9 protein-coding genes are annotated in these 14,444 nt (G+C 60.0%); 6 read left to right on the forward strand and 3 right to left on the reverse strand.

The genetic code is table 11. From position 1 onward, the window contains the following. Nucleotides 1-371 precede the first annotated feature (371 nt). Both GQF00_RS14505 and GQF00_RS14510 read left to right on the forward strand, forming a co-directional pair. The gene (locus GQF00_RS14505) at nucleotides 372-5,933 is read left to right on the forward strand and encodes an alpha-2-macroglobulin (protein WP_161319849.1); all 5,562 of its coding nucleotides are present in this window, start codon (nucleotides 372-374) and stop codon (nucleotides 5,931-5,933) included. 164 nt (nucleotides 5,934-6,097) lie between these two features. Continuing rightward, on the forward strand, nucleotides 6,098-6,496 hold the full coding sequence (locus tag GQF00_RS14510) for a hypothetical protein (protein WP_161319850.1): 399 nt from the start codon (nucleotides 6,098-6,100) through the stop codon (nucleotides 6,494-6,496). A 143-nt stretch (nucleotides 6,497-6,639) separates the two neighbouring features. Here the strand turns inward: GQF00_RS14510 and GQF00_RS14515 are convergent, their stop codons facing one another. Continuing rightward, nucleotides 6,640-7,152, reverse strand: coding sequence for an outer membrane beta-barrel protein (locus GQF00_RS14515; RefSeq protein ID WP_161319851.1), 513 nt, complete (start codon nucleotides 7,150-7,152; stop codon nucleotides 6,640-6,642). Between the two features lie 117 nt (nucleotides 7,153-7,269). On the opposite strand from GQF00_RS14515, the gene GQF00_RS14520 reads away from it, so the two are divergent. Continuing rightward, nucleotides 7,270-7,851: an HAD family hydrolase gene (locus GQF00_RS14520; RefSeq protein ID WP_161319852.1), complete on the forward strand. Its 582-nt coding sequence runs from the start codon at nucleotides 7,270-7,272 to the stop codon at nucleotides 7,849-7,851. 45 nt (nucleotides 7,852-7,896) lie between these two features. Here GQF00_RS14520 and GQF00_RS14525 read toward each other — a convergent pair whose 3' ends face one another. Continuing rightward, on the reverse strand, nucleotides 7,897-8,496 hold the full coding sequence (locus GQF00_RS14525) for a GNAT family N-acetyltransferase (RefSeq protein ID WP_161319853.1): 600 nt from the start codon (nucleotides 8,494-8,496) through the stop codon (nucleotides 7,897-7,899). 127 nt (nucleotides 8,497-8,623) lie between these two features. Further along, nucleotides 8,624-9,685, reverse strand: coding sequence for a GGDEF domain-containing protein (locus tag GQF00_RS14530; protein ID WP_237440528.1), 1,062 nt, complete (start codon nucleotides 9,683-9,685; stop codon nucleotides 8,624-8,626). A gap of 207 nt (nucleotides 9,686-9,892) precedes the next feature. Here GQF00_RS14530 and GQF00_RS14535 point away from each other — a divergent pair, with 207 nt between their 5' ends. From GQF00_RS14535 to GQF00_RS14545, 3 genes are all read left to right on the forward strand, one after another. Next, nucleotides 9,893-10,948, forward strand: coding sequence for an NAD-dependent epimerase/dehydratase family protein (locus GQF00_RS14535; RefSeq protein WP_237440529.1), 1,056 nt, complete (start codon nucleotides 9,893-9,895; stop codon nucleotides 10,946-10,948). 146 nt (nucleotides 10,949-11,094) lie between these two features. Next, nucleotides 11,095-12,834, forward strand: a complete 1,740-nt coding sequence (locus GQF00_RS14540; RefSeq protein ID WP_161319854.1) for a neutral/alkaline non-lysosomal ceramidase N-terminal domain-containing protein — start codon at nucleotides 11,095-11,097, stop codon at nucleotides 12,832-12,834. Between the two features lie 175 nt (nucleotides 12,835-13,009). After that, nucleotides 13,010-14,344: a DASS family sodium-coupled anion symporter gene (locus tag GQF00_RS14545; RefSeq protein WP_237440530.1), complete on the forward strand. Its 1,335-nt coding sequence runs from the start codon at nucleotides 13,010-13,012 to the stop codon at nucleotides 14,342-14,344. Nucleotides 14,345-14,444 lie beyond the last annotated feature (100 nt).

The raw sequence follows: 14,444 nt of genomic DNA on the forward strand, positions 1-14,444 counted from the left end.
GGCTCGGGAGAGCTACACGGAGCAGAACTCCGCAGTCGATGGATGGGACCTCATCGACGCATCCATTATGTGGACACCTGTTCGCAACTGCATTCGCTTTGCAGACTTTTTCGCGAGGTCCTTAGGTCAATATTTGCACGAACGTGCCTTCGAGGGGCGTACTGGTGGGTATGCCTCTGTTGGTTCAGCGCTTTCCGGTCTTCACGCAAATTGCAGCATTTCTCCCTGCTGTCCGTCTAACCTATTGGAATAGCACCACAATGGGGTGCGACACAGGTGGCAATACGGTGTTTTGTCATATCTGGCTTACACCGAATTGCAGCACCGATGTGCTATGTTTGTCCGATTCATCGAACTAAGGGAAATGACTGATGCCAATGTCGCTCGCAACGGTTTCTCGCGTCCTGCTGATTGCTGCCAGCCTGATGTTGCTGGCCTGCGAGGACCAACCGGAGCCAGGTAAGGGAACTGCCGCCGGGCAGCAGACACAAGCGCCAACAGCCGTGAATCCGGTGTCACTGGATGAGCGCTGGCAGCAGCATCTGGCGGCAACGCCAAGCAGCACGATCAGTGCGCGGGCTCCTGTCATTATCCGCTTCAGTCACCCGGTGTTCAGCGCCGGGCAGGTCGGCCAACCGGTATCCGGTGTGGTCAGCCTGAAACCGGAACTGCCCCACGAGGCGGTTGCGGTGGCAGATGATCGGCTTGAGATTCGCCCTGTCAGCCCGTTAGAAGCAGGCGCAACCCTGCAACTCAGCCTGTTCGCCCAGGGGCTGGACGCGCTAGATGACCAGATTCCCCCGGCCGTGTTCGAGATGCAGGTCATGCGTCAGCAGTTGAGTCTGACAGTGGAATCGCTGCTCCCCGCCGAGGACGGCAACAGCATGACCCTGTCTGGCACCCTGCAAACCCGAGACATAGCGGACAGTGCCAGCGTTGAGAAGACTCTTCAGGCCAGTGGACCGGGCAAGCCGGCCCTTAACTGGCAGCACGACAGCGCCGGTCTTCAGCATGCCTTTACCATTACCGGCATCCTCCGTGGCGATAGCGAGGGCAGGCTGACCCTGCGCTGGGACGGTGAACCGCTGGGCGTAGATAATCAGGGCGAGCGTCATTATGGCGTGCCGGCCCGCACCATTTTCGCAATTACCAATGTCCGGGCAGTGAACTACCCCAAGCCACACGTAGAGGTGAATTTCTCTGAACCCCTGCAGGGCACCCAGAACCTGATGGGCCTGGTTACCCTGGACCGCAATCTCAAGCCGCGAACGGAGGTGGATGGCAGCCGCCTGCGGGTTTATCCGGATGAAAACAGCGAGGAAACAGTCAGGTTGGTCATCGAAGGGGGAGTGCGTTCCGCCAAGGGTATCCGCCTGGACAAGAAGCTGGAGCAGAGCATCACCCTGATGATGTCGCGGCCGGGAGTGCGCTTTGTGGGCGCCGGCAGCATCCTGCCCAGTGGCGAGACCCTCAGTGTGCCGTTCGAGGCAGCAGCCGTGGGATCAGTGAAAGTGCAAGCCTTTCGCATTTTTGACGACAATATGGGCACCTACCTGCAGCGCAGTGATCTGGATGAGGGCGACATGGATAGCCGCACAGGACGCTATCTGTGGCAGAAGACGCTTGCCTTGCCGGCCAACGGTGATGGCTGGCAGCGCTACCAGCTGGATCTCACCGAATTGATGGCCACGCACCCCAATGGCCTGGTGATGCTTACCCTGACCATCGATGGTGAAGATATTCACTACGATTGCCCGGCGGGAGCCCTGACACGCAAGACAACCCTGCCGGATAACTATGAAGGTCCGGGACAGGATGTCCGTGATGATTCGTTCAGCCATTACTACGAGGATGCGGGCTATCTGAGCTGGTATGAACAGGACAATCCCTGCTCCGATAGCTACTACCGCTACAACGATCTCGCCACCAGCACTCGCGCCTTCCTGGCCTCCAATATCGGCCTTATTGCCAAGCAAGGCGAAGGCAATCGCCTGCACGTGGTGGCCACCAGCCTGGATGACAATGTGCCGGCTGAAGATGTGGTGGTGAAGGTCTATAACTATCAGCAACAACAAATCGGCATGGGGTTTACCGATGCCGATGGCATGGTGCAGGTCGCACTGGATGGCACCCCGTTCTTCCTCAAGGCCAGCAAGGACCGGGACACCGGCTTCCTGAAACTGGCGCGTAACCGTGCCTTGCCCACCAACCAGTTCAATACGGGCGGGGTACAGGTGCGCGATGGCCTGAAAGGCTTTTTCTACGGCGAGCGCGATGTCTGGCGCCCGGGGGATGACATCCACCTGACCTTTATTCTGGAAGACCAGAGTGAGCAGATTCCTGATGATCACCCGCTGACCCTGGACTGGTTCGACCCCCGCGGCAACAAGGTTAACAGCTACACCCTGGATGCGCCGGTGAACGGCTTCTATGCCTTTACCCTGGGCACTGCCGAAGATGCGCCCACGGGCAACTGGCGAGCCGTGGCACGACTGGGGCAGCGATATTTTGATACCCCGGTGCGCGTTGAGGCGATCAAACCCAACCGTCTCAAAATCGAACTGACCTTGCCGGAACAGGTTTCGGCCAATCGGAGTGAACCCGTAACGCTCTTCACCCAGTGGCTCAATGGCGCTACCGCGGCCAACCTCAAGGCCGATGTAAAAGTGCGTAGCCGGGCGGTGGCTACCCGTTTCGACGGGTTGGATGCCTACCGCTTTGACGACAGTACCCGTGCCCTGGGTAGTGAACCTTTCACGGCTTTTGATGCCAGCGTCAATGCCGAGGGCAAGGCGTCATTCCCGCTCACCGTGCCCGCAGAATTGCCACCGGGCATGATGCGCGCCACCCTGACCACCCGGGTGTTTGAAAACAGTGGCGACTACAGCACCCAGATTCGCAGTGTGCCGGTGTACCCCTACAGCCAGTGGGTGGGCATGCGCATCCCGCAAGGGAGCGGCTGGGGTGGCGCGCTGGCACGCAATGAGCAGCACGCCATTGACCTGATCAGCGTGGACCGTGATGGCAAGCCGGTGGCGTCCCGGCCATTGTCCCTGACCGTCTATGAGATCGACTGGCGCTGGTGGTGGGATCGTTCCGGCGATGACCTGACGCACTTCATCAGCGACCCGCACACCAAGGTAATCCGTGAAGCACAGATCACTACCGACGCCCAGGGGCGTGGCCAGTGGACCCTGAACGGGGAGGACTACGAGTGGGGGCGTCACCTGATCCGCGTGTGTGATCAGCAAAGCGAACACTGTACGTCTCAGTCGCTGTATCTGGGCTGGAGCTGGGATCAGGCTACAGGCAGTCAGGATGCGGCCACCCGACTGAGCCTGGGAGCCGACAAGGATCGCTATCAGGTGGGGGAAACCGCCCGTGTCGAACTGCCGGCCATTGCCGAAGGTCGATTGCTGGTGAGTCTGGAAAACGGCTCGGAAGTGCTGGAGCAGTTCTGGAAGCCCGCCACCGGTGAAGCCCAGACTCTGGAAATTCCGATTACCGCCGAGATGGCCCCCAACGTCTATGTGCATGTGGCTTTGTTGCAGCCCCATCAGCGTGACAACGATCGCCCGATCCGCCTGTATGGCGTCTTGCCGTTGCTGGTGGAGGATCCGGCCACCTGGCTGCAGCCGGAGATTACCGCGCCGGCTTCCGTGAAACCGGAACAGTCCTTCTCCGTGGCAGTGACCGAAAAACAGGGCAGGGCGATGACCTATACCCTGGCGCTGGTGGACGAAGGCTTGTTGGGGCTGACCAATTTCCGTACACCGAACCCTCACGATGCGTTCTATCAGCGCGAGGCACTGGGCGTGCTGACCTGGGACCTGTTCGATCTGGTCGCTGGTGCCTACGGTGCCGAGCTGGATCAGCTGCTGGCCCTGGGGGGCTCCGACAGTGGGGATGATGGCCGCGATAAACAGCGCCGTCGTTTCCCGCCGGTGGTGAAATTCCTGGGACCATTCACGCTTGAGCCAGGTGCCACCGGAAACCATGAAATCACCCTGCCATCCTACATGGGCCAGGTGCGGGCCATGGTGGTTGCCGGCAATAATGGTGCCTATGGCAAGGCCGACAAGGACATCACGGTTACCCAGCCACTGACCCTGCTGAGCACCTTGCCGCGGGTGCTGGGGCCGGGAGAAACCGTCTCCCTGCCGGTGACGGTGTTCGTCACCGAAGACAGTATTCGCAAGGTGGAACTGTCCGTGGACGTGGATGATGCACTGTTCAGCGTGGATAGCGACTCGGCCAGTCTGACCTTCACCGGCCCGTCGGATCAGATCGCCATGCTGACGCTCACCGCCAAGCAGCAGACCGGGACCGGTAGCATTACCGTGACGGCCAACGCCGGCAAACATTCCGCAAGCGAAACCGTGAACCTGCCGGTACGCGCCGCCAACCCGCCCACCACCCGGGATACCTTCAAGGTACTGGAGAAGGGCGAGCTGTGGGCGCTGGAAACGGGGCCACATGGTTTGCCGGGCACCAACAGTGCATCGCTGGCGGTGAGCACCTTGCCCGCCATGGGGCTGGAGCGTCGGCTGCAATACCTGCTGCGTTATCCCCACGGTTGTATCGAACAGACCACCTCGGCGGCGCTGCCCCAGTTGTATTTGCCGCAACTGATGAACCTGAGTGATCAACAGAAGCAGGACATTCAGACTCACATTGATGCAGCGATTGAACGCCTGCAGCGTTTCCAGCTGGCCAGTGGCGGTTTCAGTTACTGGCCGGGGTTGGCGGATGCCAGTGACTGGGGCTCGACCTACGCCGGCCACTTCCTGCTGGAAGCTCGTCGCCTTGGCTACGCGGTCCCGGCGACCATGCTGGATAACTGGCAGGCCTGGCAGATTCGTCGCAGTCAGACCCTGGGCGAACGCCCCTGGCAGTGGAGCGCGGAGGCCTACCGTCAGTACACACTGGCATTGGCCGGCAAGCCCCAGGTGGGTGCCATGAACCGTCTGCGTGAACGTCTGCAGATGGCTGAAAAAGATTATCGTCGCAGTAGCAGCTACCACAGTGGTCGCTGGTTGCTGGCGGCGGCCTATCAGCAGATGGGACTGTCGGATGTGGCCGCAGAGCTGACCACCCTGGAGAGTGACGGGCTGGTGCAGGACGGCGCCAGTTACACCTATGGTTCGCTGTTGCGCGATCAGGCGATCCGTCTCACCGTGAGTCAGGCTCAGGGCCGCGACCAGCAGGCCTGGGCTCTGGCCCGGGACATTGCCGAGCAGCTTTCTGCCGACAACTGGTACAGCACCCAGACCACCGCCTGGTCGCTGATGGCCATGGCACGCTATGCCGGCAGCCGGGGCGATGACAAGTCATACCGCTATGCAGTGAAAGAGGGCAAGACAGGCTGGCAGGATATCGCTGCTACCTCACCTGTCACCCGGCAGACACTGGCGTCCGGTGAGCAGGCGCTGACGGTGCGTAACGACAGTGACCGTAAATTGTTTGTCACCCTGAGTCAGACCGGTACGCCGGCACCGGGTAATGAACAAGCCATCAGCGAAGGCTTGGCGTTGTCGGTGCGTTTCATGTCCGATGGCGCCCCGGTGAATCCGGCCCAGCTGAAACAGGGGCAGGATTTTACTGCCCGGATAACGGTACAGAACCTCACCAGCCGCACCCTGGAAGATGTGGCGCTGACCCAGATTCTGCCCTCAGGCTGGCAGCTCACCAGCAGTCGCCTGGATGGCAGCGCGGAGAATAGTGAGCGCGTAACCTGGCAGGATCTGCGTGACGACCGGGTAATGCATTACTTCGATCTGAAGCCTGGCAGCAAGCACATCCTAGCCCTGCAGATAGAACTTAACGCCTCCTTTGCTGGCCGCTACTATCTGCCCGCCTGGACTGTGGAGGCCATGTACGATGGTCGCTACCAGGCACGTACCAAGGGCCAGTGGGTGGAAGTGAAGAGATAGAGCGCCGGACACTTGAGGCCGGATGCCTGACGGACCAGACAAGCCGCTGCCAATGCGGCGTCTGGCCGTCGCGGCGCAGCTTGTGCCATAGCGTTGGACAAAGGCACAGGCGAAGGCCCGTTGTGGCTTCTATCATTGATCATTAATTCGAGGAAATCTCAGCCATGATGAAATGGCGCTTGATCCTGTCCAGCGCTGCCCTCGCGGTGGTGTTGTGCATGTGGTACTACACCTTCGTGTGGCAGAAGAACCAGGTGCCGGAAAGCGGCGTAAAGGTGGTGCAGCAACGCAGCAGTGACGGGGTGGACTGGTATATCACCCTGCACGATACCGGTCAGACTCACTGGCAGGCCGCCGGCAGCAATTTTGAGCTGCAAATCGACAAGCTGGGCAGTGATGGTTTCGCGCTGGATCTGGCTTATCGGACCGGAGAAACCCGCCGGCGGATACAGCAAAAAATGCGCCTCGAACCGGGACTCTCGCTGGTAGCTGCCTTTGGCGAGGATCAGTACAGCGATATGCCCCATCGGGTGTTGTTGGAAAGGGTGGTGGGAGGAGAATAGCTACGAGCTACGAGTTGCGAAAATCAAAAGCTGGAACGACCCGGATTTTGGAAGATCACCATGCGGCCCCCGGGAAGGCTCTGGCTAAAGCCCGGAAACAATGAAGGCGCCGTCAGGCGCCTTCATTTTTCCGGACGGCAGAATCAGAACTGGAAACGCAGGCCTGCGCCAAACATATCCACGTTCAGATCATTGTCAAAACGCATGTACTCAGCGTAGACATACAGCTTGTCCATCAGGTCCACGGTTGCTCCCAAACCGCCGAAGGCATCGGTGGAGGAATCGTCGTCGTCACCCAGTGGGCTCTTGATGTCGAAATCCGTATTGGCAATCCCGCCCTTGCCATAGAGTCCCACCGGACCCAGCTCGAACGACAGCAGGCCTGCGAAGGTCAGCGCGCCGCCCTCCACGGAAATATTGCCATCCCCTTCGACTTCACCAAAATCGTAGTAACCCACTTCGGCACCCACCAGCTCGATAGGGCGCCAGCCCAGGAACAGGCCGCCGGTGGTGTTGTCGTCATCGAACTTCACGTTCTCGACTTTTTCATCTACCGCCGTGTTATAAAGACCGGCACCGATGTAGAGCCCGGCACTGGACAGTGGCGCGAGGGACAACAGGGCCGCGCCGGCGAAAAGTTGTTGTAGGCGTTTCATATGCATCACTCCCTGAAAAATGGTCCCCTGCAGTATTACCTATAATGACAATCATGTGTATGGGTAGGGATCACAGTGTTTTGCCGCGCTAACTCACCCGCAGCAGAAGGGAAAACCGTGACGTACCCACATTCCCCACTTCAAGGCATCATCTTCGATCTGGACGGCACCCTGGTGGATTCCCGGCTGGATTTCACTGCTATCCGGAACGAACTGGGCTGCCCGGCCGGGCAAGGCGTGCTGGAGTTTATTGACAGCCTGCCGCAGGCGCAGCAACAGCATGCCCACCAGGTAGTGCTGCGCTATGAGCGCCAGGGTGCAGAACGGGCCACATGGATGCCTGGCGCCCGCAATTGTTTGCAGCAACTGGCTGCGCAGGGTGTGCCCACGGCAATCCTGACCCGTAATGCCCGCGCCGTTGCGGCACTGACTGTGGAGCGATTACAGATCCCCATCCAGCGTGTGCTGGCCCGCGAAGATGCCCCGCCGAAGCCTGCTCCGGATGGCTTGCTGGCCATCGCCAGCCAATGGCAGATTGCCCCTGCGGCGATTGCCTATGTGGGGGATTTCAAATATGACCTGCTGGCGGCCCGCAACGCAGGCATGGTGGGGGTTTACTATGACGGTGATGGCGCCAATACCCATGGGCATCTGGCCGACCGGGTGATCCGGCATTTTCGCGAACTGCTTCCCGGCTGACATTCGGTCGTTGCGCCGACAGCCGTAGCCGGGAGTCGTGTGCCCCTACCTGGGTTGCCGCAACATTGCCCAGTGCATGACTGCACCGCCCGGCAGGTAGCCGTGGTGGGCGATCTCGAAACCGAATCGCAGATACAGCGATACGTTGTCGGGATTATGCGTATCCAGGTAGGCAGGGATGCCCTCCTTATCAAACCGCTCCAGGGTAGGCCGCAATATGGATGAGCCAACGCCCTTGCCCTGTTTGTCCGGGTTGACACCAAAAACGCTGAGATAATAGTGGGGCTCACTGATGATGGCGCGATGCATGGATTGCATGTCCTCCACCGCGGCCAGCTGGCGCAGGATCGAAGGGATTCCCTGGCTAAACAGGGCGGGAAACAATCCCAGCCGCAGCATATCCATGGTGGTGTGTTGCATGGCATCAGACGGTATCCACAGTGCGGCGCCATCCTCGCTCTCGCTGGATGTCACAAGTTCCCCCTTGAGCGAGGTATGCCTGAGCATGAAGCGGAACGTGTAGTAGCTTTGTTTCTCTCGCTTGGCATCATCCGGAAAAAAATGCATGAACAGGGGATCACGGTCGAACGCCCGGCTGAGCATTCTGGCGAGGTTCTCGGTATTTGGATGAAACGGGGTTGCCATCGTGAGCAGGCCTCGTTGTTACTGGAATACTGACAAGGTCTTGGCAGACCTTTTTCCTCATCGCCGATCTCTGGCGACGTCAGGTAATAGTAACGCTTATGGGGCTGTTTTGCTGCGCTGGATCCGGTTAGCGTTCTATCCGGTCCCGGCCAGTTGCCTTGGCCTGATACAGCTTGTCGTCTGCATTGCGGGTTAGTACATCCAGGGAGTCACCATCGGCGCCCAGTTGGGCGATGCCTCCACTGACGGTGAGGGTGACGGGGGCTCCTTCAATATCCACAGCGGCGCGGGCCAGACGGTGGCGAATCTTTTCGGCTACAAGAAAAGCCTGATCGGCGTTGGTATCGGGCAATAGCAGACAGAACTCTTCACCGCCCAGCCTGGCGATCAGGTCAGTTTGGCGCACGGCTGTGCGCATCAGGTTGGCGAAGTATTGCAGTACCTTGTCGCCGGCCGCGTGTCCATGGGTGTCGTTGATACGCTTGAAAAAATCCAGGTCCAGAAGGACCAGGCTCAGCGGGTTGCCCTGGCGCTGGTGGCGTAGCCGTTCCAGATCGAAACGACTCTGCAGGTGAGCCCGGTTAGGTAGCTGGGTAAGGGGGTCGGTATGAGCTTGCTGGCTAAGCCGCTGCTCCGTCTTCTCGCGGGTAATCTCATACACGTGGGAAAACGCAATCAGGCACAGTGTCAGTACCCCGATATTACTGAGGATAACGGGTTGCATGACCGCCGGATCGTTCCCAAAGCGCCAGAAAAAAATACCGGTGGCAATACCGATGTAGAGAAGGGTCAAGCCCAGACCTTTGATACGCCCCACCAGCAAATGGGCAACGATGGGAATCAGGAAAATCCAGATAAAGATGTTCAGGGTGGAGCGGGGGGAGGCCATCGCTACCATCATGATGGTAAAAAAGGGCAGCAGATAGGCCATGGCCCAGAACTCGAGGCGCTGGGTGTCACGGATGATGAACAGCAGGATCATGGAATACGTGGCCATGACCAGCTCGGCGATGGCGACCACCGGATTGTTTCTACCGAAATTGATCCAGGCAAAAAGCAGGCCGCTGAAAAAAGTAATGATCAGCAGGGCATTCAGCAGGGCTTTGCGATAGGGGCGGGCCAGATGCTGCTGATAGTCGGGCTGGCTGAACATTATGTATGTGGTCTCTGAATCAGTAATGATATCCATGCGCCATCATTGCGCAAATTTTATCCTAGCAGAGGTGGCAAAGCCGGGACAGGCCGGAAAGTGCAGCAGGTCGGGCGCTTGGGTGAGCATTGCGTGATCATCGTTAAAGGGTGGCCACTGCCGTGGAAAATTGGCACAGCCTCACCTTTGCTAGCCTGGTCTGCGGTGTTAGCGTCAGGCCTCCTGAATCTTTTGCTGGAGAAAGTAATGTCCCAAGAGCCACGTACCGTGATGGTAACCGGTGCTTCCGGGTATATCGCCGGTTGGATCATCAAGTATCTGCTGGAGGCCGGGCACACGGTTCATGGCACGGTGCGTAACCCGGACAAGGCTTCCAGCGTGGCTCACCTGCATCGCATGGCTGAGCAGGCCCCTGGATCGCTGAAATTGTTCAAGGCCGATCTGCTGGATGCGGACAGCTTTGATGCGCCCATGAAGGGCTGCGAAGTGCTCATGCATACGGCCTCGCCGTTCGTGCTTGACGGGTTCAGCGACGCGAACGAGGCGCTGGTGCGCCCGGCGGTGGAGGGCACACGCAATGTGCTGAATGCCGCCAACCGCTGCGAGACCCTCAAGCGCGTGGTGCTCACCAGTAGTGTGGCCGCCGTATACAGTGACGGCACCGACATGAAGGGCAAGAGTGCCTTCACGGAAACGGACTGGAATACCGGCAGCAGCGTGGACCATAACCCCTATCAATATTCCAAGGTGGCCGCCGAGCGTGAAGCCTGGAAAATTCATGATGGCCAGTCGCGCTGGGACCTGATCACCATTAACCCGGGTATGGTGTACGGACCGTCGCTCACCAATGCCAGCAGCTCTGCCAGCATCGGCACATTGCTCGACATGGGCCGTGGCAAACTCAAGACAGGGGTACCGGATCTGGTCTACGGTGCCGTGGATGTTCGCGATGTGGCCCAGGCGCATCTACTCGGGGCGTTTAACCCGGACGCAGAAGGCCGCTATCTGTTGGTCAGCGAATCGGTGTCCATGCTGGATATCGCCCGACTGCTGCGCAAGCAATTTGGCAGCCAGTACCCCTTCCCGAAAATGAAAGTGCCCAAGCCGGTAGTGTGGCTGTTTGGCCCCATGATGGGCCCGGTCACCCGAAAGTTTATCAGCCGCAATGTGGGCTACCCGATTCGTTTTGATAACAGCCGCAGCAAGGTACTGGGCATCCAGTACCGGAGTGTGTCGGACACCCTGAAAGATCACTTTGAGCAAGTGCTGGAGGACGGACTGGTCAGGCGGCGTACCGCCTGATCCCGGCTAACGCGGCTGTATGGCCGCGTTGTTGTCCGTCCGGATAACCAGACACATCGTTGAAGCAAAAGTGGCCCGTTCGGCCACTTCTTGCAGGATTGTTATTCTGGTACGTTCGTGCACAAATTGTGAGGCAGGAACTGCTAATGGAATATCAGGTCGGCTGGGGCAAGCGAGAAATCCACATCACAGGCTGTGGGTATGCCATGCATGGCTATGGTCAGCCCGGTCATCGGGCCACTGGTACCCGCAACCCCCTCTATGCCCGCAGTCTTGCCATTGCCGACCTGGACAGCGACGACGCACCACTCCTGTATTGCTGCCTGGACCTTGGCTATGTCACCCATGCCATGCGCCAGGGCGTCGTGACGGGATTGCGTGAGTCGCTGGGCGAGGCTTTCGATGAACACCGTCTGGTGCTGACCTGTACGCATACCCACTCGGGGCCGGGAGGCTGTGCCCACGAAGGCCTCTATAATCTTGTCACACCGGGGTTTGTGCCGGCTCATCTGGAAGCGGTAGTGGAGGCCGCTCTGGCTTCCCTGCGGGCCGCGTTGGTGACGCGCAAGGCTACTGACATCCAGTATCGCAGCAGCCAGGTCCCTGATCCGGTGCCGGTGGCCTGGAACCGCTCACTGAAGGCCTATAACCGCAACCCGGATGTGGCGCCTCGCGATGCAACCCAGACCCACCTGGCGCTGGATCGCACCATGCACCTGATCAGCTTCCACCGCCAGGGCCGGGTGCGGGCGCTGCTTTCCCTGTTCGGTGTGCATGCAACTTGTCTGGGCAATCAGCTCGCCCACTACGATGGTGACAACAAAGGGTATGCCGCCCTGCATGCAGAAATGCAGCTGCAAGCGGATGGCGTTTCTGAACCTGTGGCCATCTTTGCCCAGGGCGCCGCGGGGGATGTGTCTCCTCATTACCATGGCCCGGGTGATCGCAAGCGACGTCGAAAGCTTCGTGGTGAGGCGGAGTACGCCTATGCCCGCAAGAATGGGGAAGCACAGAGCGAGCATGCCCTGGCTATGCTGGAAGCGGAAAGCGGGCAGGCTGTCTCCGGCCCCCTGGATGGGGTGCTCACCTACGTGGATATGAGTGATCAGGCCGTTTCACCGGAATTCGCCGGGGGCAGCCGTGACGCCAGAACCAGTGCACCTTGCCACGGCGTGGGGTTCTTTCTGGGCACCCCGGTGGATGGCCCGGGGATGCCTGCGCCGCTGGGCTTTGCTGCCCGGCGGCTGGCGCGCGCCCAGCGGCGGCGCAGTCTCAAGCCAGGTTCACCCCGGCAGGCCCAGGCACAAGCGCTCTATGCCAGCCAGGGAGCCAAGGACATTTTGCTCAATGCGGGCGAGAAGCGGGTGCTCGGGTATGCCCTGGACAGGATTCCCCTACCGGACCTGGCTGATCCCCTGGTGGCGGAACTGAAACGTCAGGCCCGTCTGGGTGCCTTGACCGAAAGCCCCATGGTGCCCTCCGTGTTGCCCTTGCAGATAGTGAGGCTGGGTAATCTACGGTTGGTGTGTGCGCCCGGTGAATTCACCACCGTGGCAGGGCGGCGACTGGTGAGCGCAGTGGCCACGGCGTTACCACTGGAAGGCAGTGAACGGTGCCTGATCAACACCTATTGCAACGATTACATGGGCTATGTGACCACCTTCGAGGAGTATCAGGAGCAGGCCTATGAAGGCGGGCATACGGTCTACGGGCAATGGACACTGGGCGCCTTCCAGACGGCCTTTACCCGTCTTGCCGCAACATTCAACACTCCTCCCTCCGAGCGGGAGCCGGCTGAGAAAAATGCGCCGCCACCGGTACTGAACAGCGAGCTGGCCCTGCGCAGTGATATCCCTGTAAGGGGGAGAGAGATGTCCAGCGGCTGATGTTGGGACGGTGCTTTTGCTCGTCCTTTATGGCGCCTCTCTACTGTAGGTGGACATCGCCGTGCTGATCCTCCTTGCCTCTTGCCCCATGTTCCCCCGACTGTTATCAACCTAAAACGGAGTCCGTGCCCGGGCCAGGTTTATCAAAAGCACAACCACGGGGAGCGTTAAAGGGATGATGATGCGATTGGGGTTGGTGGCCGGATCAATACTGGCTGCGGTGCTGGCCGGCTCATTGCCGGCACAAGCCGACACCGGGGCGGGGTTGGCGCTGCTGGTCCTGATCGGCCTGTTGTGGCTTACCGAAGCGCTGCCACTCACCTTTACCGCCTTGATGGTGCCGGTGCTGGGGGTGGCGCTGGGCTTGTCTGGGGTGGATGGGGCGCTGGCCGGGTTTGCCCATCCGGTGGTAGCCCTGTTCCTCGGTGGCTTCGCGCTGGCGGCAGCACTGGGAGTGCATGGCATCGACCGCTGGCTGGCCCAGAAACTGTTGTTGCTGGCCGGTGGCAGAGCGTTGCCTGCGGCGCTGTTATTGTCGTTGACCACCGCGTTGTTATCCATGTGGATCAGCAACACGGCCACCACCGCCATGTTGTTGCCCATTGCCCTGGGGATGTCCGCGCCCATGGCGGAGCAGTATCCCCGTTACCGGGTGTTTCTGCTACTGGCGCTGGCCTGGTCCGCCAACATTGGCGGTATGGCCACGCTGGTGGGCAGTCCGCCCAATGCCATTGCCGCGGCAGCCCTGGACTGGAGTTTCAACCAATGGCTGGCTGCAGGCCTGCCGGTCTTTCTGGTGCTGTTTCCGGTGGCGCTACTGATTCTATACGGGATCTGTCGACCGGAAGCGAATCTGCCCCGGGTGGATGTGCATGACCGGGTGGCGTTCCCGGACAGCACTGGCGCCAGGCTGACCCTGGCCATCTTCCTGTTCACCGTGGCCCTGTGGGTGTTCGGAGCACCGCTGGCCAGGATGCTGGCCATCGAAAAAGGTTTTGATACCTGGGTTGCGGTGTTGGCCATCGTGCTACTGGGCGCAAGTGGTTGCGTAAGCTGGAAAGCGGTGGAGCAACACGCCAACTGGGGCGTGCTGCTGTTGTTCGGCGGGGGTATTACCCTGTCCACCTTGTTGCAGAGCTCCGGAGCCAGCGGCTGGCTGGCCGAGGGAATCAGCAGCCTGTTGCCCCATGGGCAGACCTGGCTGGTCTACCTGATACTGGGTGCCTTTGTGATCTTCCTGACCGAAATGGCCAGCAATACCGCCAGCGCGGCCCTGCTGGTGCCCTTGTTGATGCCGGTGGGCGCTGCCGTGGGTGCCGACCCTGTCGCAGTGGCGTTACTGGTGGCCTTTGGCGCCAGTTGTGCCTTTATGCTGCCGGTGGCCACACCGCCCAACGCCATGGTTTATGGCAGTGGCTTTGTGCCCCAGAAAACCATGATCCGTGCCGGTGTGGTACTGAACCTGATTGCCGCCGTGGTACTGGCGGTGCTGGTGCCCTGGCTGATGTAGCCTTCTCGTAGCTCACGGCTCATAGCTCGCAGCTGCTTTTTCTCCTGGAGGGGCAGGGGCCTTCACGGTGGGGGCGATCGTTTGCGATGCCTTCAGGGTG

It is taken from the genome of Alcanivorax sp. DP30 (assembly GCF_009882945.1).
Lineage (GTDB): Bacteria > Pseudomonadota > Gammaproteobacteria > Pseudomonadales > Alcanivoracaceae > Alcanivorax.